General features: G+C 72.4%; 21 protein-coding genes and 2 pseudogenes. 13 read left to right on the top strand and 10 right to left on the bottom strand.

What is annotated here, in order from left to right; all coding sequences use genetic code 11:
• Positions 1 to 389 precede the first annotated feature (389 nt).
• The 6 genes and pseudogenes from SCWH03_RS19325 to SCWH03_RS19300 form a co-directional block, all read left to right on the top strand.
• A complete protein-coding gene (locus tag SCWH03_RS19325; protein WP_173265536.1) occupies positions 390 to 1,169 on the top strand; it encodes a pyrimidine reductase family protein in 780 nt (259 codons plus the stop codon).
• 120 nt (positions 1,170 to 1,289) lie between these two features.
• Positions 1,290 to 1,742, top strand: a complete 453-nt coding sequence (locus SCWH03_RS19320; protein ID WP_173265535.1) for an indole-3-glycerol phosphate synthase — start codon at positions 1,290 to 1,292, stop codon at positions 1,740 to 1,742.
• 43 nt (positions 1,743 to 1,785) lie between these two features.
• Positions 1,786 to 3,180 carry a UDP-N-acetylmuramate--L-alanine ligase gene (murC, locus tag SCWH03_RS19315; RefSeq protein WP_173265534.1) on the top strand — a complete coding sequence of 465 codons (1,395 nt, stop codon included), beginning with the start codon at positions 1,786 to 1,788 and terminating at the stop codon, positions 3,178 to 3,180.
• A gap of 36 nt (positions 3,181 to 3,216) precedes the next feature.
• Positions 3,217 to 3,624 (top strand): peptide-methionine (R)-S-oxide reductase MsrB, encoded by a 408-nt coding sequence (msrB, locus tag SCWH03_RS19310; protein ID WP_173265533.1) that lies wholly within the window; start codon positions 3,217 to 3,219, stop codon positions 3,622 to 3,624.
• Positions 3,625 to 3,663: 39 nt separating this feature from the next.
• Complete coding sequence (locus SCWH03_RS19305; protein ID WP_173265532.1) at positions 3,664 to 3,855, top strand: hypothetical protein; 192 nt, start codon at positions 3,664 to 3,666, stop codon at positions 3,853 to 3,855.
• A pseudogene (locus tag SCWH03_RS19300) lies at positions 3,855 to 4,223 on the top strand (transposase); the annotation flags it as partial. The gene SCWH03_RS19305 and the pseudogene SCWH03_RS19300, both read left to right, overlap by 1 nt.
• Positions 4,224 to 4,472: 249 nt before the next feature.
• Here the strand turns inward: SCWH03_RS19300 and SCWH03_RS19295 are convergent.
• From SCWH03_RS19295 to SCWH03_RS19285, 3 genes are all read right to left on the bottom strand, one after another.
• Positions 4,473 to 4,934, bottom strand: coding sequence for a hypothetical protein (locus SCWH03_RS19295; protein WP_173265531.1), 462 nt, complete (start codon positions 4,932 to 4,934; stop codon positions 4,473 to 4,475).
• Positions 4,935 to 4,947: 13 nt separating this feature from the next.
• Positions 4,948 to 5,226, bottom strand: coding sequence for a hypothetical protein (locus SCWH03_RS19290; RefSeq protein WP_173265518.1), 279 nt, complete (start codon positions 5,224 to 5,226; stop codon positions 4,948 to 4,950).
• A gap of 179 nt (positions 5,227 to 5,405) precedes the next feature.
• Positions 5,406 to 6,473 (bottom strand): MerR family transcriptional regulator, encoded by a 1,068-nt coding sequence (locus SCWH03_RS19285; RefSeq protein ID WP_173265530.1) that lies wholly within the window; start codon positions 6,471 to 6,473, stop codon positions 5,406 to 5,408.
• A 99-nt stretch (positions 6,474 to 6,572) separates the two neighbouring features.
• Between SCWH03_RS19285 and SCWH03_RS19280 the strand changes: the two genes are divergently transcribed.
• Entirely contained in the window at positions 6,573 to 7,373 is an 801-nt protein-coding gene (locus tag SCWH03_RS19280) for an alpha/beta fold hydrolase (RefSeq protein WP_173265529.1), read from the top strand.
• A 58-nt stretch (positions 7,374 to 7,431) separates the two neighbouring features.
• On the opposite strand, the gene SCWH03_RS19275 is transcribed toward SCWH03_RS19280, so the two are convergent.
• The gene (locus SCWH03_RS19275) at positions 7,432 to 7,680 is read right to left on the bottom strand and encodes a DUF397 domain-containing protein (protein WP_173265528.1); all 249 of its coding nucleotides are present in this window, start codon (positions 7,678 to 7,680) and stop codon (positions 7,432 to 7,434) included.
• Positions 7,677 to 8,525 carry a helix-turn-helix domain-containing protein gene (locus SCWH03_RS19270; RefSeq protein ID WP_173265527.1) on the bottom strand — a complete coding sequence of 283 codons (849 nt, stop codon included), beginning with the start codon at positions 8,523 to 8,525 and terminating at the stop codon, positions 7,677 to 7,679. Before SCWH03_RS19270 ends, SCWH03_RS19275 begins: the two co-directional genes overlap by 4 nt.
• Before the next feature lie 116 nt (positions 8,526 to 8,641).
• On the opposite strand from SCWH03_RS19270, the gene SCWH03_RS19265 reads away from it, so the two are divergent.
• Positions 8,642 to 9,157, top strand: coding sequence for an ATP-binding protein (locus SCWH03_RS19265; protein WP_173265526.1), 516 nt, complete (start codon positions 8,642 to 8,644; stop codon positions 9,155 to 9,157).
• Positions 9,158 to 9,298: 141 nt separating this feature from the next.
• Here SCWH03_RS19265 and SCWH03_RS19260 read toward each other — a convergent pair whose 3' ends face one another.
• Both SCWH03_RS19260 and SCWH03_RS19255 read right to left on the bottom strand, forming a co-directional pair.
• Positions 9,299 to 9,688 carry a VOC family protein gene (locus SCWH03_RS19260; RefSeq protein WP_173265631.1) on the bottom strand — a complete coding sequence of 130 codons (390 nt, stop codon included), beginning with the start codon at positions 9,686 to 9,688 and terminating at the stop codon, positions 9,299 to 9,301.
• Positions 9,689 to 9,832: 144 nt separating this feature from the next.
• Complete coding sequence (locus tag SCWH03_RS19255) at positions 9,833 to 10,243, bottom strand: RidA family protein (RefSeq protein WP_173265525.1); 411 nt, start codon at positions 10,241 to 10,243, stop codon at positions 9,833 to 9,835.
• A 76-nt stretch (positions 10,244 to 10,319) separates the two neighbouring features.
• Here SCWH03_RS19255 and SCWH03_RS19250 point away from each other — a divergent pair, with 76 nt between their 5' ends.
• The 3 genes from SCWH03_RS19250 (at position 10,320) to SCWH03_RS19240 (ending at position 12,149) form a co-directional block, all read left to right on the top strand.
• Positions 10,320 to 10,697, top strand: a complete 378-nt coding sequence (locus SCWH03_RS19250) for a winged helix-turn-helix transcriptional regulator (RefSeq protein ID WP_173265524.1) — start codon at positions 10,320 to 10,322, stop codon at positions 10,695 to 10,697.
• Between the two features lie 112 nt (positions 10,698 to 10,809).
• Positions 10,810 to 10,995 carry a hypothetical protein gene (locus SCWH03_RS19245; RefSeq protein ID WP_254076862.1) on the top strand — a complete coding sequence of 62 codons (186 nt, stop codon included), beginning with the start codon at positions 10,810 to 10,812 and terminating at the stop codon, positions 10,993 to 10,995.
• A gap of 194 nt (positions 10,996 to 11,189) precedes the next feature.
• A complete protein-coding gene (locus SCWH03_RS19240) occupies positions 11,190 to 12,149 on the top strand; it encodes a DUF1444 domain-containing protein (protein ID WP_173265523.1) in 960 nt (319 codons plus the stop codon).
• Between the two features lie 327 nt (positions 12,150 to 12,476).
• On the opposite strand, the pseudogene SCWH03_RS29210 reads toward SCWH03_RS19240, so the two are convergent.
• The 3 genes and pseudogenes from SCWH03_RS29210 to treZ form a co-directional block, all read right to left on the bottom strand.
• Positions 12,477 to 12,650: pseudogene (locus SCWH03_RS29210) on the bottom strand (transposase); the annotation flags it as partial.
• A 49-nt stretch (positions 12,651 to 12,699) separates the two neighbouring features.
• Entirely contained in the window at positions 12,700 to 13,902 is a 1,203-nt protein-coding gene (locus SCWH03_RS19230) for a hypothetical protein (protein ID WP_173265522.1), read from the bottom strand.
• 150 nt (positions 13,903 to 14,052) lie between these two features.
• Positions 14,053 to 15,804: a malto-oligosyltrehalose trehalohydrolase gene (gene treZ / locus SCWH03_RS19225; RefSeq protein WP_173265521.1), complete on the bottom strand. Its 1,752-nt coding sequence runs from the start codon at positions 15,802 to 15,804 to the stop codon at positions 14,053 to 14,055.
• A 604-nt stretch (positions 15,805 to 16,408) separates the two neighbouring features.
• Here treZ and SCWH03_RS19220 point away from each other — a divergent pair.
• Together SCWH03_RS19220 and tkt are read left to right on the top strand one after the other, a co-directional pair.
• Positions 16,409 to 17,266 (top strand): universal stress protein, encoded by an 858-nt coding sequence (locus SCWH03_RS19220; protein WP_173265520.1) that lies wholly within the window; start codon positions 16,409 to 16,411, stop codon positions 17,264 to 17,266.
• A 145-nt stretch (positions 17,267 to 17,411) separates the two neighbouring features.
• A partial coding sequence (tkt, locus tag SCWH03_RS19215) for a transketolase (protein WP_173265519.1) occupies positions 17,412 to 19,473 on the top strand: 2,062 nt, incomplete at its 3' end.

Genomic DNA, 19,473 nt, shown 5'->3' with positions numbered 1-19,473 from the left:
CGCATCCGGTCGCCGTACGCGACCGGGCGGATGCGTGGTGTGAGGGCGGGGTCCGCCGCGAGGACGCCCCCGGTCGCCCGCGCCTCCGGGGCCGCCTCGGGGCTGCCGCGGAGACGCCCGCCCCGCCCCGGTGCGTGCGTGCGTGCGCGGGCGGGCCCTCCCAGGTCCGCCTCAAGCACGTCCTCCACGAGTGCGTGCGTGCGCGGGCGGGCCGTGTCCGGGCGGCGCGGGAGCGTGCGCGGGCGGGCCGCCCCGGCGGTGCGCGGGCGTGCCGTGCGGGGAATCACGTTCCCCCGGCAGCCCCGCGCAGCCCCGGCAGTCCCGCGCAGCCCCGGCAGTCCCGCGCAGCCCCGGCACCCGCCTGCGCGGGCCGTGCCAGACTGCTCGGCATGCGACGCCTGTTCCCCCTGCCCGATCCGAACGACCCCCGCGGCATCTCCACCGCGGCCGACCGCGAGTGGGGGCTGGACGAACTGGCCGACGCCTACGCCTATCCCGCCGCGGACGGCCCCTGGCTGCGGGCCAACATGGTCTCGTCCCTCGACGGCGCCGCCCAGCACGACGGAAGGTCGCAGCCGCTGTCGTCCGACGCGGACATGCGGATCTTCGGCACCCTGCGGGCGCTGGCCGACGCCGTGGTCGTCGGCGCGGAGACGGCGCGGCAGGAGGGCTACCGCCCCGCGCGCGCCAGGGAGGCATTCACCGAGCGCCGCGCGGCCGCAGGGCAGGGGCCGGCTCCCGCGGTCGCCGTGGTCAGCGCCAGCCTCGACCTGGACTTCTCACTGCCCCTCTTCACCTCGCCCCTGGTGCCGACGCTGGTGCTGACCGGAGCGGCCGCACCGCCGGAACGGGTCGCCGCCGCCGGGAGGGCCGGCGCGGAGGTGATCGTCGCCGGCGACGGGAGGGGGGTCGACCCGGCGCGGGCCGTCGAGGCGCTCGCCGGGCGCGGCCTGCGGCGGCTGCTGACGGAGGGAGGTCCGAGGCTCCTGGGTCAGTTCGTCGGATCCGGGGTACTCGACGAGCTGTGCCTGACGGTGTCGCCGACACTCACCTCCGGTACCGCGCAGCGGATCGCGTACGGATCCGGCCGGGCGGTGCCGGAGCGTTTCGCCCTGGTGTCCCTGCTGGAGGAGGCCGGTTTCCTCTTCACCCGATACCGTCGGACCTGACAGGGGCGGCAGGTCGTACACCGGTTTGTCCCGGCGGGGCACACTACTCGCAGACCCCCGTCGCAGACGGGGAAGGACGGTTCCGGCAGAAGGGCTCCTGAGGTGTTCACCAGCGTATTGATGATCGAGAGGCCCCTCACGGCGACCGACGTGGAGTTCGTCACGACGCTGCACGGGGAGGAGCCCGTGTCGTTCATCGTGCTCCTGCAACCCCGCGGCGACCAGGCCGATCTGCTGCTGCGGGCCATCGACGACGTCGCCATGGGCGAGCTCGGGGAGGCCGTCCGCGAGGGCGGGGAGCCGGAGGGGGCCGAGGCCCGGCAGCCCGCGGAACTCGGCCTCGTGCACTCCGTGAACGCCCTGCGTGCCGCCGGGGCGGAGGCCGTCGGCCAGGTCGTCGAGAACCATCCGATCGACAAGATGAAGACCGTCGTCGACGAGTCCGGCGCCGACGAGGTGATCGTGCTGACCGCGCCCCACTACGTGGAGGAGTTTTTCCACCGCGACTGGGCCTCCCGCGCCCGGCACAAGGTCGGCGTACCGGTGCTGAAGCTCTTCGCGCACAGCGAATAGGCTGAGGGCCTTCGTACGACGTCGCACCCTGGGAGGCACACGCATGGCATCCGGCATCCCCCACGCCATGGAACGCCCGCACTTCATCGGCATCGGCGGCGCCGGAATGTCCGGGATCGCCAGGATCCTCGCCCAGCGGGGCGCCAAGGTCGCGGGCAGTGACGCCAGGGAGTCGGCGACGGCCGACGCGCTGCGGGCCCTCGGCGCCACCGTGCACATCGGGCACGCCGCCGAGCACCTCGCGGACGACGCCTCCTGCGTCGTCGTCTCCAGCGCCATCCGCGCCGACAACCCCGAGCTGGCCCGCGCCGCCGAACTCGGCGTGCCGGTCGTCCACCGCTCCGACGCGCTCGCCGCGCTGATGCGCACCTCGCGCACCATCGCGGTGGCCGGCACCCACGGCAAGACCACCACCACGTCGATGCTCGCGGTGGCCCTGACCGAGCTGGGGCTCGACCCCTCGTACGCCATCGGCGGCGATCTCGCCGGGCCCGGTACCAACGCCCGGCACGGCGAGGGCGACCTGTTCGTCGCCGAGGCCGACGAGAGCGACCGCAGCTTCCATAAGTACGACCCGGACGTCGCGGTCGTCCTCAACGTCGAGCTGGACCACCACGCCAACTACGCCTCCATGGACGAGATCCACGAGTCCTTCGAGGCGTTCGTCGCCAAGGTCCCGGCGGGCGGGACGCTGGTCGTCGGCGAGCACGGGGGGGCTCGCGAACTGGCCGCCCGGGTCTCCGGCCGCCCGGACCTCACCGTCGTCACCGTCGGGGAGGACGAGGGCGCCGACATCCGGATCCGCTCGATCACCCCTCGCGGCATGACCAGCGAGGTCACGGTCGCCCTCCCGGACGCCGGGGAGATCACCTTCACCGTCTCCGTGCCCGGACGCCACTACGCGCACAACGCGGTCGCCGCCCTCGCCGCGGGCGTCCGCACGGGTCTGGACCCGGCCGGGCTGGCCCACGCCCTCACCGCCTACACCGGTGTCGGCCGCCGCCTCCAGCTCACGGGCGAGGCGGGCGGCGTCCAGGTCGTCGACTCGTACGCGCACCACCCCACCGAGATGACCGCCGACCTGGAGGCCATGCGCGCCGCGGCGGGCGGCCGGCGGCTGCTCGTCGTCTTCCAGCCCCACCTGTTCTCCCGCACCCGGGAACTCGGCACCGAGATGGGCCGTGCGCTGGCGCTGGCGGACGCCTCCGTGGTCCTCGACATCTACCCCGCCCGGGAGGACCCGATCCCCGGCGTCACCAGCGCGCTGATCATCGACGCCGCGCGGGCGGCGGGCGCCCGAGTGACCCCCGTCCACGACCAGGGCGGCGTCCCGGAGGTGGTCGCGGGAATGGCCGCGCCCGGCGATCTGGTTCTCACCATGGGAGCCGGCGATGTGACGGACCTCGGTCCGAGGATCCTGGCCCGTCTGTCGGACTGAGGCCCTCCGGGGCCCTAGCGGTGAGGGAGACCGATCATGGCCTATGACGTCGAGAAGCCGGACGAGCAGTGGCGCGCGGAGCTGAGCCCCGCGGAGTACGCCGTGCTCCGGCAGTCCGGCACCGAACCCGCCTTCACCGGTGCGTACACGGACACCAGGACCAAGGGCGTGTACTCCTGCCGGGCGTGCGGCGCGGAGCTGTTCACCTCCGAGGAGAAGTTCGCTTCGCACTGCGGCTGGCCGTCCTTCTACGACCCGAAGGACTCGGGCGCGGTGGAACTGCGGGAGGACCGGGCCTACGGCATGGTCCGCACCGAGGTCCGCTGCGCGCGCTGCGGCTCCCACCTCGGGCATGTCTTCGAGGGCGAGGGCTATCCGACGCCGACCGACCAGCGGTACTGCATCAACTCGATCGCGCTGCGGCTGGAACCGGACGCGGAATGATGCCGGTGTGGTGGGCTCGCCGGTCCACCGGGCCTATGGGTGGCAGCTGCGGGGACGTGCGGCGTACAAGGCCCACCGCTCAACGCCGATCTCACGACAACCCTGCTGGAGGGGCTGCGCGGCAGGTTCGCGACCGAGGGCCTGCCCCCGCTCGTACGCCGTGACGAGGATCCCCTCGACTACATCGAACTCGAGTCCTACGACGCAGAATCAGCCGCTGAAGACCAATGATGAAGTGCCGCATTGGTCGAGTTGCGGCAGTGTTCCCTCATCCGCATCACCACGTCACCCGCCGTTCTCGTGGTCACCGGTCCGGGATTGCTCCTCCGGCCGGGTGCAGGCAGCTGGCCGAACAGGCCGGACACGTCCGGCCTGGGCCGATGCAGCGGCTGCTGCGCCACGCACGCTGGGACGCCGACGCCGTCCGCGATGACCTGCGCGCCTACTCCGTCGAACACCTTGGCACCGACGGCGGTGTCCTCATCGTGGACGAGACCGGCTTCGTGAAGAAGGGCCACGCCTCGGCGGGGGTGCAACGCCAGTACACCGGCACCGCCGGGCGTATAGAGAACTCCCAGGTCGGAGTCTTCCTCCACTACCAGGTCTCGTGTAGATGTGGCCGTGGGCGTCCGCAACCTTCTCCATCTCCCAGCCGTTCTTCGACGCAAGGCGGGTCATGACCCGCTCGTTGCGTTCCTGCATCCTCCGAATTTCCTTGCGGAACCGGTCCGGTTCTGGGCCATTGCCCGCTGCTTGGGCGGGAAGGGAAAGGGCCTGCGATCCGAGGGCAGTGCCTGTCACCACGAAGGCAACACGCCGCAGAGCGGCCCGGCGAGAGATGTTCACCGTCACTTCTTCGTCTCCTCCTTATTCTCGTGGTAGCGCGCCGCGACGGTCAGGGCTGCAGCAGTCAGTCCGAACATGCCTGTTGTTGGGTTCACGTATCCAGGCACGACGGCTTCATACGTCTGGCCACTGTTGACACGACAGTTGAAACTCAAGGGGATGAACGAGTATTCGTACCCGTCGACGAACTCGTACTGCTCAGAGTTGAGCCTCTCTGAACATGCTTGAGCCTGACCACTCTCGTCCAGAATCATGAGATGCAGCAAGCCCCAGGTATACACGGCGGCTGAGCACGCGCATGCCAGGGCTGCGACACCCTTGATCAGCGCAAGTGTGGCCCGCTTGGTGCCGGTGCGAGACAGCAGCCTTACTCCTCGGATGGCAAGCCATGGCGCGACGACGGCGCCGGTCACACTCAGCAGGAGCACGAGAGGGATGTAGATGTCATTGGAGGCGTCTATCATGCGAAGCAGCTTCTCAGACGCTCCGGGAGATGGAGTTGTATTTCTCCATGATCTGGTACAGCGCCATGCGCTGCTTGGCGTGAGGGGTTGCCTCTGATTCGGCTGACCCTTGGTATCTGCGCAGAATCTCGAACAGCTCGCTTTCTGCAGCAGTTGCCAGGCGTTGTCGTTGCGCAGCACGTACGAGAACGCCCTGCAAGCGCCGCCGGTCAGGCACCGGTCGAGGGTCAGAAGCCCTCTCGGGCCGGAGCGTCAGCAACGGCTCGATCAACGCCCACAGGTCATCGTCCACGATCCACAGCCGGGCTCACACCTTCCCGAAACGGCCGAGTCATCCCACCGGTCACGGCCGACCGGGGCCGTTCAACAAGATCGGGTCACGAGCTCTACAGGGCGTGGAACTCGATGGACTCGATCCATCCCGAAACACCCCGAAGATCCCTGTAGTACCTGTGGGAGGCGCGCCCGGGTTCAGCCCGGGGGCCGCGTGGTCCCCGCGTTCAGCGCCGTGCACAGCCAGTCGTGGGCGGAGCCGGGGTTCGGTTCGGGTGGGGCGCCAAGTGGGGTGGACAGTTCCGCCGTGAGCTGCCAGTACACGTCGAAGCGGGGATCGGCGGCCAGCTGGCGGCGCAGGAGCCGGCGGAACGCCGGGGTGTCGCCCGTGCCGCGTGACACGGCGTAGACCGAGACGAAGCAGTCCAGCGCCTGGCCCGCCCGGGGTGGCCGACCCGCCCGAAGCTCGGCCGACGCCAGTGCGTACGCCTCGCCGAGACCGTCGTACAGCACGGCGGGACGGTAGCCCCGGTCGGGGAGGTGGACGGCCGGCTGCGGCCGGGCGGAACCGGAGCAGCTTCCCGACACCAGCGCGTGCATGCGGGCGAAGGCCCACACCTGCGCGGGTGTCGGGTCGTCGGGGAGGTGCGGCACGGCCTGGTCGAGGAACGCCGAGACCACCCGGGCCGGAAGGCGCGGCGGCAGCCAGTACCGCCAGAACCGCGCCATCGGCGCCGTGCTGGGCGGCACGGCCACGGCGCCGACGAGCCGCAGCCGCTCGGTGCGCTCACCTGCCTCGCAGTCCCGCAGCAGCCGCAGAGCCGCCTCCTGCCAGCGCAGAGCGGACAGTTGGGAGCCCACCTTCTGCAACTGGCCGGTGATGGCGGCCTTGAGCGCGTCGTCCGTACGGGCATCGTCCCTACCGTCGCCGTTCGTGCTGCCCTCGTTCGTACCGCCTTCGTCTGTATGGGCGTCGCCGTTCGTACCGCCCTCGTCCGTACGGGCGTCGGCGTCCGTACCGGCCGTAGGGCCGTCGTCCTGGCTGTGCAGGATCCGGCGCACCTCGGGCACCGGCAGGCCGAGTTCCCGAAGCGAGCGGATCAGCCGCAGCCGGTCCAGGGCTCCGGGGCCGTAGCGGCGGTGGCCGCCCGTGCTGCGGCCCGACGCGGGGAGCAGGCCCCGGTCCGAGTAGAAGCGGACCGTCTTGACCGTGACTCCGGCTCGCTCCGCCAGTTCTCCGATGGTCAGTGGGGCGTTCGTCGGCACGGCTTGAACCTCCCTCAGGGGGAGTTCCTACGGTACTCGCGCCGGGCCGGCCTACGGGGGGCCGGCCCGGCGGGAAGCGACCCCGTGGAGGAGGGACCCATGACGGCGTTTGTGCTGGTGTCGGGAGGCCACACCGGTGGGTGGGTCTGGCGGGACGTGGCCGCCGGACTGAGGGAGTCGGGAGCGGTGGCGTACCCGGTGACCCTGACGGGGATGGGCGACCGCCGCCATCTCGGCGGCCCGGACACGGACATGGACACCCATGTCGAGGACCTGGTGCAGATCGTGGACCACGCCGACGAGCCGGAGGTGGTGCTGGTCGGGCACTGCTACGGCAGCTATCCGGTGCTCGGGGCCGCGTCCCGGCGCCCGGAACGGGTCGGCCGGATCGTCTTCGTCGACGCGCCGCTGCCCCGCGACGGCCTCTCCGTGCTCCAGCAGGTACGCGAGCAGATGCCGGACGGCCCCGTACGCGACCGGATGCTGGGCCAGCCCGCCCGGGCCGAGGACGGCTGGCGGGTGCCCGCGCCCACCGAGGACGAGTGGCGGGAGTGGGGGAACCCCGCGGGTGTCCCCGAGGGCGGGGTCGCGCGTCTGGCGCGTCTCGCCGCGCCGCAGCCGGTGGGCACCCTCACGACGCCGGTCCGGTTCTCGGACGTGGTGGACGAGCTGCCCATGACGGGCGTCTTCTGTACGGACGGCGGCAGCATGGACATCGCCGGAGTCGAGGCGCTGGTGGCCACGGGCAGCCCGCTCTTCCGGCAACTGGCCGAGCCGCGCTGGGGGTTCTTCGAACTCGCCGCCGGGCACTGGCCGATGCTGTCCACCCCCGGCGAGCTGGTGGAGATCCTGCTGCGGGCCGCGGCGGGGGAGGGGCGGCGGCTCGGCGCCCGCGCCTGAGCGCGGCGACCGGCTCCCGGGAGGGTGCGGTCGGGCCCCGGCGCGGGGCCCGACCGGTTCAGCTCCCGGCCGCGTAGGAGACGAAGTGGGCCCAGGCGGTGGGGGAGAGGGCGAGCTGGGGGCCCGGGGCCTGCTTGGAGTCCCGGACGTGGACGGTGGTGGGGCAGGCGGCGACCTCTACGCAGTCTCCCGAACCGCTGCTGCTGTAGGAGGACTTGTGCCAGGAGAGCGCGACCTCCACGCAGTCGTCGCCGGAGCCACTGCTGTAGCTGCTCTTGAACCAGGCCAGTTCTGTGCTGCCGCTCATAGGGCTCCTCGCATCCGACGCAACAGGCTCAGTGAGTCCTCCAGGGTAAGCGCCTGGGAGCGCATCCTGGCATACCGCATCTGGAGCATACTGAGCACCTTCGCGTCGGAGACGAACTGGCCGCTCTCCTGGCCCTCGCAGTAGCCGAACCACTTGTTCTCGCGGGTCTCCAGCAGCTGCACGGGACCGCCGAGTCCCGCGTGGCTCTCCCGTACCAGCGGCATGATCTGGAGCTCGATGTTGCGGAGTCCGGCCAGGTCGAGGAGATGGTCGAGCAGCTCGCGGGTGACCGCCGGCCCGCCCATCCGGCGCAGCAGCAGATGCTCTTCGAGGATGAAGCTGTACGCCGTGTTCGGGCGCTCCCTCAGCAGCCGCTGCCGTTCCAGCCGGGCCGTCATCTGCGTGTCGATCTGGTCGTCCCCCAGCGGCGGTAGCTGGTTGACGAACAGCGTCCGCGCATACGCCTCCGTCTGCAACAGGCCCGGAACCAGACGGCATTCGTAGGTGGCGAGGCTGCTCGCCACCGCCTCCAGCCGCGCCCATCTGCGGAACCACGCCGCCAGCCCGGGCCGTCGCGAGAGATGCTGCGCGGCCCGCCGCAGCACGCCCGTGTTGCCGAGGGCCGCCTCCGCCCGCTCCACGAAGCCGTCGTCCGGCATCCGTCGGCCCAGCTCGATCGAGGCCACCGTGTGCTTGGAGTACCCGACGAGCGGGGCGAAGTCGCCGCGGCTGAGACCCGCGTGCTCGCGCAGGGCCTGGACCACCGCCCCGAACGTCCGCAGACTGTCCGAGGCTTCCGGCTCAGTGGTGTGCGTACCGGCTCCGCCGGTGTCCGTCATCGCCATCGGGCCATCGTCACGGATGGTGACCCGTACCGTCTACCCGGAGTGCGTGTACGCTGACACAGCGTACACGGGGGTCTGTTGGAGAAACCCCAGGTCCGGCCGCAGAATTGGGACCCATGACCGCACCGGCCACCCCACCGGCCATCCCCGCCGCCCCCCAACCGCCCGTCACCGTACGTGTGTTCTTACAGCGCTTCAGCTCCACGCCGCGCGGTGCCCGGCTCGCCCGGCATCTGGCGCTCCACCAACTGCACTCCTGGGGCGTTCCGCACGGGACGGAGATGTCCGAGACGGCCGCCGTCCTGGTCGCCGAACTGGCGGCGAACGCGGTGACCCACGGGCTCGTGCCGGGCCGGGACTTCGAGCTGAGGCTCGTCCTGGAGCCCGGGAAGCTCATCGTGGACGTGTCGGACCCGCGGGGCGAGTGCCGCCCGCCCCGGCCCGGTGGGAAGGAAGGCGCGGGGCCCGGTGCGGAGCGTCGTGGTGAGGAGGGCGGTGTGGAGGAGGGCGGTGTGGAGGAGGGCGGCCGTGGGCTGGTGCTCGTCGCGGCGCTCGCCGACCGGTGGTCGGTCCTGGACCGGGTGCCGGTCGGCAAGACGGTACGCGCCGAGCTGGACCTGCCGCAGCGGTGAAGCGCCCTGGCCACCGGGGCGACGCGAACCCCGGACGCGCACGTGGAGGGGAACGCCGGGTGCCGCATACGGACGCGCGCAGGGTGCCCCCGTGATCGCGAACGCCGGGAGCCCGCGCGCGGCGAGGGCACCTCGCGGGCGCTACGCGGGCTGGAGCAGGTCCCAGCGGTTGCCGTACAGGTCCTCGAAGACGGCGACCGAGCCGTACGGCTCGTGGCGCGGCTCCTCCAGGAAGCGGACGCCGGCCGCCGTCATCCTGGCGTGGTCGCGGGCGAAGTCGTCGGTGTGGAGGAAGAACCCGACCCGGCCGCCGGCCTGCGCGCCCACGCTCGCCGACTGCTCCTCGCCGTGCGCCCGCGCCAGCAGCAGATCCGTACCGCCCGCGCCGCCGCCGGGGCGTACCACGACCCATCGCGAACCATCGCCCCGGGCGGTGTCCTCGACGACGGTGAAGCCGAGGGCGTCCCGGTAGAAGGCGATGGCCTCGTCGTAGTCGCGGACGACCAGCGCGACGAGGGCGATACGGGGCAGGGGCGTGGTGGACACGGGGATCGGGTCTCCTTGCTCGGGGGCGTCCCAGTATCGCCGACGGGTACGCAATGCCTCGCATGGGCCCGTCGGCTTCTGCGCGAGGTGCAGGGACTGGGTGAACAGGTCGGCCGAGGCCTGAAGGGATCAGTCCAGGAGCGCGGTCGCCTCAACCTCGACGAGCACGTCCGGCTCGAAGAGGTGCTCGACGCCGATGAGGGAGGCCGGAGGCATGGGAAGCCGGAGGCCGATCTCGTCGGCGACCGCCTCCACGCCGGTCATGAAGTCGCCGATCTTCTCGGGGCTCCACTGGGTCACGTAGAACGTCAGACGCAGTACGTCCGTGAACGACGCCCCCGTACCCGCGAGACCGATGGCGGTGTTGCGCAGGGCCTGGGCGACCTGTCCGGCCAGATCGCCGGGCGCGACGGGGACGCCGTCGGCCTGGCGCGCGACCTGGCCGCTGATGTGGACGTGCTTTGACCCGGTGCCCACGGCGACATGGTGGTACGGGGCCGGCTGCAGCATGCCTTCCGGGGTGAAGTGCTGGACGGTCATGGTTTCTCTCCTGCGAAGTAGGTATCCGTAAGCTATCTAGTCGCAGGAAGACACTTCAACGAGACCAGGTTTCACCATGGATACCGACGACGGACTCCGCATCGACCCTCCGCACCGCGAACTGCTCGACCAGATCCTCGACAAGTGGTCGCTCAGCGTCCTCAACGAGCTCTGCGAACACCCCTGCCGCTTCAACGAACTACGCCGGGCCATCCCCCAGGTCACGCAGAAATCGCTGACCGCAACGCTCCGCCGGCTCGAACGCAACGGAGTCATCGAGCGTGAGGTCATCTCCACCCGCCCCGTGGCAGTCAGGTACCGGATCACCCCCCTCGGCAAGACCCTCCGGCACCCCGTCGACGTGCTGCTGGCCTGGGCCGCACAGAACATGCCCGCCATCGAACGCGCCCGCGAAGGCTTCGACACGCAGGAGGAGGGGGCAGGGCCTCCGTGAGGCCCGGCCCCGACCGCCCGCCGACCGCCCGCCGGCCGCCCGCCGGCCGCACTTCCGCCGCACGCAGCGGCGTGCGCTGCCGGCCTTGTGGGCCGTGCAGCACACGCCCTCGATGGAACGGCTTGTCGCCGCCGCCGTCGCCGACGGGGACCTTCGCCCCGATGCCACCGTCGACGACTTCCTGATGCTGGTCCTCACCGCGCCCACCGACCAGGAGCCCGCCGTGCGCTCCCGCTGGCTGGCACTCTTCCTGGCCGGATTCACGGCTCGTGCCGGTCAGGGGCAGGGCGGGGGCTGACCGGCCCTCCGTGTGCGCCGGCCGGAAACCGGATGCGCGGTGCCGTCACCCGCGGCGGGCCCGGGCCCTGGCAAGCGGAGCCCCTGGTGCGCTCGGTACGCTCGAAACCTGAGCACGCGCAGCGCAGCACCGAACACGCGCTCCATACGGTCGATCAGGATCCGATCCGCACCACAGGACGAGCGGGGGTCGACGTGAGGCTTTTCCGGCGAGGACCGAAGCGCGACGGGGGCGACACCCCCCGGGACGCGGAGTTCGCCTTCTTCTCGGTGGCGGAAGGCTCCCACTTCCGCGGCCAGGTCCGGGAGGCGTTCGCCGAACGGGGCCTGGAGGTCACCGTCTACGCGGACGCCGTCACCGACAGCGCAGGACGCCGGTTCGGCCTCGGCAACCTGGCCGCCGTCTGCCACAACGACGAGCGGGGCCCCCGGGTATGGCCCAAGGTCGTTCGGGACCACGTCCGCACCGTGCTCCGCACCATGGACGCGCCGTCCGCGCTGGACACCATGCCGCCCGAGCGGATCCGGTCCCAGCTGTACCCGCGGGTGATCGGCTCCGCGGGCCTGGACAGGGAGACCTTCCGCTACGCCCGGCCGCTCGCTCCGGGACTGAGCGAGGTGCTCGCGCTCGACCTCCCCGAGAGCGTGATGATCCTGACCGACGACGCCCTCGCGCCGCTCGGCGACGTACCGGTACTGCGCGAGCGGGCGATGGCCAATCTGCGGGACCTGCCCGTGGAGGGCCACGAGACCATCAGGGACGCCGGAGGGATGCGCCTTGAGGTGGTGGTCGGCGACTCCTTCTACACGGCCAGCCGCGTCCTCGCCCTGGACACACTGGCCCGCCAGGTCACCGGGCAGCAGATCACGGGGGACGGCGCCCTGGTCGCGCTGCCGTTCCGGCACCAGATCGCCTTCCACGTCATCCGCGACGCCGGGGTCATCCCGTCCCTGAACGCGCTGGCCGCCTTCGCCGCGTCCGGGTACGCCGACACGCCGGGGGCGATCACCCCGTACGTCTACTGGTGGCGGGCGGGGGCGCTGACCCAGCTCAGCGACCGCGACCTGGACGGGGACGGCCTGCGGATCGTGGTCGGCGAGGACTTCCAGGACATGCTGGAACGTCTCGCGGCCCGGCACCCGGGCGACGACTGAGGACCGGTCGCCCGGCGGCGACCGCGGCCCGGCCGGCTCCCGGACCGCGCGGCGACCGCCCCGGCAGGCACCGCCGGAAGGCGGAGGGACGCGATCGAGGCGGACGGGCGCGACCCGGAGAGGGGATGCGATCGAGGCGGACGTACGGACACCGCTCGCACCGGCTCCCGCAGGCAGGGCGGTGCCCCCGTCAGAGCGGGCACCGCACTCCCCGGCCGAGGACCGCGGCCCGGTCGGCCGGGGCCGAGCACCGGCACCCGGCCCCCTTCCGGACCGGCCGACACCCCATGGAGGAGCCCATGCCCAGGCTGTCGGTTGCACGGGCCGGTCCGAGGACGTCGTTCCGTTGCGCCGCCACCGCGACACCCGGCTGTGCAGCGTGCCCGGGTTGATGCCGAGCTCCTCGGCGACCTCCCCGACCGGCTTCCCGGTCTCGACCACGATGCGCACGGCGCCCTCACGGAACTCGGCGTCGTACGGCGGCTTCTTCTTGGACCCCATGAATCCCAACTTCCCCTGCAATCACGGGCTCCACGCCCCGAGGGGATGGTCAAAGCCGGGTGGTGTAGTCGGCGATGATGGCGGCGGCCCGCTCCGGCGAGGCTTCGGCCAGCCGCTTCAGATCCTCTTCGCACTCGGCCATGCGTGCCCTGAGTTCCCTGTGGCGCTGCCTGTCGCCCTCGCGTCGGGCTGCGGCCATTTGCTTCTCGTGGCGGGCGGCGATGACCTCGATGACCTCGCGCGCCGCCTCGTACACGCGCACGGTGGAGGCGGCGGTGATGGCGGCGGCCCTCACCGGTGAGGCTTCGGCCAGCTGCTCCCGGTCCTCTCGGCACTCCTCCGCCCGTGCGCCGAGTTGCCCGAGGTGCTGCTGGTCGTCCGTGTCCCGGGCGGCTCGAATCCGCTGGTCGTAGCAGGCGATCACGATCCCTATCAGGTCGCTTGTCGCCTCGCGCTCGGCGCTGTCGTCCGGGTAGGCGTCCAGCCACGGCGGCGGTGGGCGGTCGTCGCCGAGAACCGCGGCTCGGGCGGCCTCCACTTCCGCGCGGCGGCGGAAGTACAGGTCGTGACCGTCCACGTACACGTCGTCGGGTCGGTAGAGCTGCACGGATTCCCCGCCGGTACGCACGCCGAGGCGGGCCGCCATGTCGTCGACGCTCTCGGGCGGCACCCCCCACAGGGCCGCCACTCGAGGTAACGGGTACCAGTTCTCGACCGGCACGCGCCGCTCCTTCAGGACGGCCTTGTGCCGCACCCCGACGGCGAACGGCGAGAGGCGGTCGGAGAGCCACGCGGCCACTTCCACGGCGCGTTCCCCCGGGACGTCCGGACACTCCAGCGGGCCGAAGCCGGCGAGAGTGAAGACGATCTTGGTGTTGACGCTGGCGCCGAGTGCCACCTCCTCGATGACACCGACGGCCTGCACATCGGCCGGCCGGACGCGTCGCTCGGTCCCCCGCACGCTTCTGAACACGACTTCGGGCGGATCGGCTGACGACCGGATCTCGACATGGCGGAGGCTGCCCAGCGTGTCGCGGAAGCCCGTGCCAGCGACGAAGAGCGCGGTGAGGAACCCGAGCCCGGCCAGCAGAAGAAAGGTCGGCCAGGCCGCCGAGAGGCCGAACCTGGCAAGGACCACGAGGGCGATCGCACCGGCGGGCAACGGGGCCAGGATCAGCGGTACGGCGAGCGCACCGGCCAGTTCCAGAATGGGACGCGGTACGAAATCCAGTCGCGCGGCCTCCACCTTCATGCCCTCACCGTAGGGCGGCTGCAACGAGCGGTCCAGGCCTGCGGCAACCAGCGGGTGCACTCCGTGAAGTTCGCCCTGCGGTAAGCCCGGTCGTAGGTCCGCCGCTGCCGAGCCGAGCCCGTGAGGCCGTCGGCCGGCCCGCGGGGGCGGTCACGGCTCGCGCAGCACCACGCATGACTCGGCGGCCAGTTCGAGCACTCCATCGGGGCCAGGCGGCACGGCCGGGCCCCAGGCGGCGAGCACCCCGCCGCCCCCGTAGCCCAGGGGGATGCGGGCCGGTTCCCCGCCGACGTTGGCCGCGACCCGGATCTCGCCGCGCCGGAAGACGAACCAGCGCGCCACCTCGTCGTAGGCGACCCGGACGGCCGCCAGGTCCGGGTCGGACAGGTCGGGCTCGCCCCGGCGCAGGGCGATCAGCTCGCGGTACCACGCCAGGAGCCGGGCGTGGGGCTCACGGCCCCGCTCGGCGCGGTCCAGGCAGGACCGCTCCCGGGTGGCGGGGTCCTGCGGGTCGGGGATGTCCCGCGCCGCCCAGCCGGTACCGGAGAACTCCCGCCGCCTGCCCTGCCGTACCGCCTCGGCGAGCTCCGGGTCCGTGTGGTCGGTGAAGAACTGCCACGGGGTGCGGGCGCCCCACTCCTCGCCCATGAACAGCATCGGGACGTACGGTCCCGTCAGCACCAGTGCGGCCGCGCAGGCGAGCAGCCCGGGGGAGAGGGACGCCGACAGCCGGTCGCCGGTCGCCCGGTTGCCGATCTGGTCATGGGTCTGGGCGTAGCCGACGAACCGGTGCGCCGGGGTGCGGACGAGATCGACGGGCCGTCCGTGGGTGCGGCCGCGGAACGTCGAGTACGTGCCGTCGTGGAAGAACACATGGCCGAGGGTCTTGGCGAGTGCGCCGAGCGGGGCGCGCGCGAAGTCGGCGTAGTAGCCCTGCGACTCGCCGGTCAGCGCGGTGTGCAGGGCGTGGTGGAAGTCGTCGTTCCACTGGGTGTGGATCCCGAGGCCGCCCTCCTCGCGCGGGGCGGTCGTCCTCGGGTCGCACCGGTCGGACTCGGCGATCAGGAACACCGGCCGCCGCACCTCGGCCCCGAACCGGTCGACCGCCGCGGACAGTTCCTCGAGGAAGGTCAGGGCGCGGGTGTCGGCCAGGGCGTGGACCGCGTCCAGCCGCAGCCCGTCGACGCGGTAGTCCCGCAGCCACGCCAGCGCGCTGCCGATCAGATACGCGCGCACCTCGTCGGAGCCGGGGGCGTCGAGGTTGACCGCCGAGCCCCACGGAGTGTGGTGGAGGTCCGTCAGATACGGCCCGAACGCCGGCAGATGGTTGCCGGACGGCCCCAGGTGGTTGTGCACCACGTCCAGGACCACGCCGAGGCCGAGGCCGTGCGCCGTGTCGACGAAGCGCTTCAGCGCCCAGGGGCCGCCGTACGGCTCGTGCACGGCCCAGGGCGCCACACCGTCGTAGCCCCAGCCGTGCGTCCCGGGGAAGGGGCACAGGGGCATCAGCTCCACATGGGTGATGCCGAGTTCCGCCAGTTCGTCGAGCCGCGCGGCGGCGGCGTCGAGCGTGCCCTCGGGTGTGTAGGTGCCGATGTGCAGTTCGTACAGGACCGCGCCGGCGAGGTCCCGGCCGCGCCGGTCCTCTTCGCGCCAGACGTACGCGTCGGGGGAGACCACGGCGCTCGGCCCGTCCGGGCCGTCGGGCTGCCGGCGCGAGCGCGGATCGGGCAGGACGGGGCCGCCGTCCAGCCGGAAGCCGTAGCGGTCCCCGTCATCTGCGTCCGCCTCGGCCGTCCACCAGTCCTCCCGCGACGGGTCGCGCTCCATCCCCTGTTCGGTGTCCTCCAGCCACAAGTCGACCCGGTCCTGCGCGTGCGGTGCCCATACCTCGAACAGCACGTGATCGATCCCCTGTCATATCGGCGTCGGTGGCCGCGGTGGCGTTTCGTGGCCGTCGGTGGTGGGAGTGGCGGCGTCGGTGGCGCCCTTATGCGTGTGCGCCGGCCGACCCGTCCCGTGCCCTGTGGTCCTGTGCCCTGTGCTCCTGTGCCCTGTGGTCCTGTGCCCTGTGGTCCTGTGCCATGTGGTTCCCTGCCGTGTCGTTCCGGGCTGTGCCCGAGCGGTGCCGGGGTGTCGTGTCGTGGAGCAGTGGTTCCCTTCCATCCTGGCGATTCCGCCCCCTGAAGGCGCCCTACTCGCCGGTACCGGGTCCCCGCCATGACCATCCCCGACCCCTCACCGCGTGACACCTCCTTCGCCGCACCGCTGCCCGCTTCGCTCCCCCGCGCAGGGCGACCCGCTTCCCCTCGGGGCGATGAGCCGCACGGGCCGGGGTCCCGGCGGTCCGCCTCCCCGGCCCGCACCTGGCCGACTACTCTCCGTGACCGCCAGGATCGCGAGGTCTTCCGGGAGTCGGTACCTTCTTGGTCAGGGGTCCTTTCGCGCCGACGGCCGCGCCCACCGCGCCCGGCCCCCCGCGAGAGCCCGAGGCAAGGAGGGCAGCATGTCCCGACCGATCGCCGTGGGAGTGGACGGCTCCGACGGGAGTCTCGCGGCCGTGGACTGGGCCGCCGACGAGGCCGCGCTGCGCGGTGCCCCGCTGCGGCTGGTGTACGCCACGCAGTGGATCCCCCACCAGCCGCAGGCCGTGCGGATGACGCACGAGGAGCGGGCCGAGGAGGCGGGGGACGTCCTGGGTGCCGTGGAGGAGCGCGCCCGTGCCCGCAGGCCCGGGCTGACCCTGGCCGCCGAGGAGGTCGAGGACGCACCCGCCAGGGTGCTGCTGGACGCAGGGTCCGAGGCCGATGTCCTGGTCGTGGGGACGCACGGGCTCAGCGGCGTCGGCGGGTTCATGGTCGGCTCCGTCGGGCAGGAGGTGGTCGCGGACGCGAAACACCCGGTGGTGCTGGTGCGGCCCGACTACCGTGAGGACGCCCGTGGCGCGCACGGCCGGAACAGGGTCGTGCTCGGTCTCGACATCGACGACGCCGCGGACGAGGTCCTCGAGTTCGCGTTCGACTACGCGGCCCGCCGCGGTGTCCCCCTGCATGTGCTGCACAGCCGGCACGCCCCGTTCCTGCACCGCCACCGGGCGGCCGCGGAGGCGGAATCGGGCCCGCAGGCCGAGACGGCCTCCGCGCTGGCGCAGGCGGTGCGGCCGTACCGCGACAAGTACCCCGCGGTGGACGTCTCGGAGGAGTCGGCCGTCGGCCGCCCGGCCGACCGGCTCGTCCAGGAGGCCGCGGACGCCCGGCTCGTGGTCCTCGGGAGGCGCCGGGGCCACGGTTCGCACATCGGCTCGACGACCCACGCCCTGATCCACCACGCCGCCTGCCCGGTGGCCGTCGTCCCGCACGGCTGAGGCGCCCGCCCCGCGAGCGCCATCGCGGTACCCGCCCGCCGGGCGCGGTTCACCCGGCGCGGGTGAGGCCCGGGCCGGGTGCTCCGGACAGGATGCGAGAAGTACCGGCGGTATCGGCCGAGAAGCCCGAGAACGGGGATCGCTCATGACCGACGACCTGGACACCCTGTCGGTGAACACCATCCGCGGACTGTGCATGGACGCCGTGCAGCGGGCCGAGTCCGGGCACCCGGGCACACCGATGGGCATGGCCCCCGTCGCCTACACGCTCTGGCAGCGCTTCCTCAGATACGACCCCCGGGACCCGATCTGGCCCAACCGCGACCGCTTCGTGCTGTCCGAGGGCCACGCCTCGACGCTGCTGTGGTCCCTGCTGCACCTGGCCGGGGTCCATGCCGTCGACCCGGACTACGAGGTGCTGGGCCGCCCGTCGGTCACGCTGGAGGACCTGGAGTCCTTCCGGCAGCTGGACTCCCGCTGCCCCGGGCACCCCGAGTACCGCTGGACGAGCGGTGTGGAGACCACGACCGGCCCGCTCGGCCAGGGCGTCGCCACGTCCGTCGGCATGGCCCTCGCCGGCCGCTGGCTGGGCGCCGCGTACAACCGCGAGGACTTCCCGCTGTTCGACTTCGACGTGTACGCCCTCGCCGGGGACGGCTGCATGATGGAGGGCGTCGCCTCCGAGGCCGCCTCCCTCGCCGGCCACCAGCGGCTGTCGAACCTGTGCTGGATCTACGACTCGAACCGGGTCACCATCGAGGGCCACACCGACATCGCCTTCACCGAGGACGTCGCAGCCCGGTTCCTCGCCTACGGCTGGAACGTGACCACCGTCGCCGACGCCAACGACCTCGACGCCGTCGCCCGCGCCTTCCACGACTTCCGGGCCGAGTCCGAGCGCCCCACCCTGGTGCTGGTGCACAGCCACATCGGCTACGGCTCGCCCGTCGAGGACTCCCCGAAGGCGCACGGCTCGCCGCTCGGCCCGGACGGAGTCCGCGCGGCCAAGCGCTTCCTCGGGCTGCCCGAGGACGAGGAGTTCTGGGTGCCCGGCGCGGTACGGGAGCGGTTCGCCCAGGGCATCGGCGCCCGGGGCGCGGAACTGCGCGCGGCGTGGGAGAAGCGGTTCGAGGACTACCGGGCCGCCTGGCCGGCCGAGGCCGTCGAACTGGAGCGCATACAGCGCCGCGAACTCCCCGACGGCTGGGACCGGGATCTCCCCGACTTCGCACCGGACCCCAAGGGCCTCGCCACCCGGGACTCCTCGGGCCGGGTGCTGAACGCCCTGGCGCGGAACGTCCCCTGGCTCCTCGGCGGCTCGGCCGACCTCGCCCCGTCCACGAAGACCAGGCTCACCTTCGACGGCGCGGGCGACCTGCAGCCGCAGGAGCACGGAGGGCGCAACCTCCACTTCGGCGTCCGCGAGCACGCGGCGGCCGCCGTCGCCAACGGGATGGCCCTGACCAAACTGCGGCCCTACTGGTCCGGCTTCCTGATCTTCTCCGACTACGCCAGGGGCGCCGTCCGGCTGTCGGCGCTGATGGAGCTGCCGGTCGTGCACATCTTCACCCACGACTCCATCGGCGTTGGCGAGGACGGGCCCACCCACCAGCCGGTCGAGCAGCTCGCGGGACTGCGGGCGGTCCCGGGTCTGCTGGTGTTCCGTCCCGCCGACGCCGGCGAGGTCACCGAGACCTGGCGATGCGTCGCCCGGCTGCGGCACGAACCGGCGGCGCTGGTGCTCTCCCGGCAGGCCCTGCCCACCCTCGACCGCACCCGGCTCGCGGCCGCGTCGGGCGTCACGCGCGGCGCGTACGTCCTGGCCGACGCGCCCTCGGGCGAACCGCAGGTGATCCTGCTCGCCACCGGCTCCGAGGTCTCCCTGGCGCTGGCGGCCCGGGACGAGCTGGCGGCCGGGGGCATCGGCGCCCGCGTCGTCAGCATGCCGTGCTGGGAGCTGTTCGACCGTCAGCCGCGTGCGTACCGCGACGAGGTGCTGCCGCCGTCGGTGACCGCGCGGGTGGGCATCGAGCAGGCGTCGACGTTCGGCTGGGACCGGTATGTCGGCGACCGGGGGGCCCTGGTCGGTATGCACACGTTTGGTGCTTCCGCGCCGCTGAAGCAGCTGCTCGGAAAGTTCGGGTTCACCGCCCAGCGGGTTGCGGAGGCGGCCCGGGGAGTGCTGGCGGCCGGACCGGGGGCGGCGC

The organism is Streptomyces pacificus, from assembly GCF_011766325.1.
GTDB lineage: Bacteria > Actinomycetota > Actinomycetes > Streptomycetales > Streptomycetaceae > Streptomyces > Streptomyces pacificus.
Note: the sequence above shows the minus strand (reverse complement) of the source record. Positions and strands in the feature narration are given on the sequence as shown.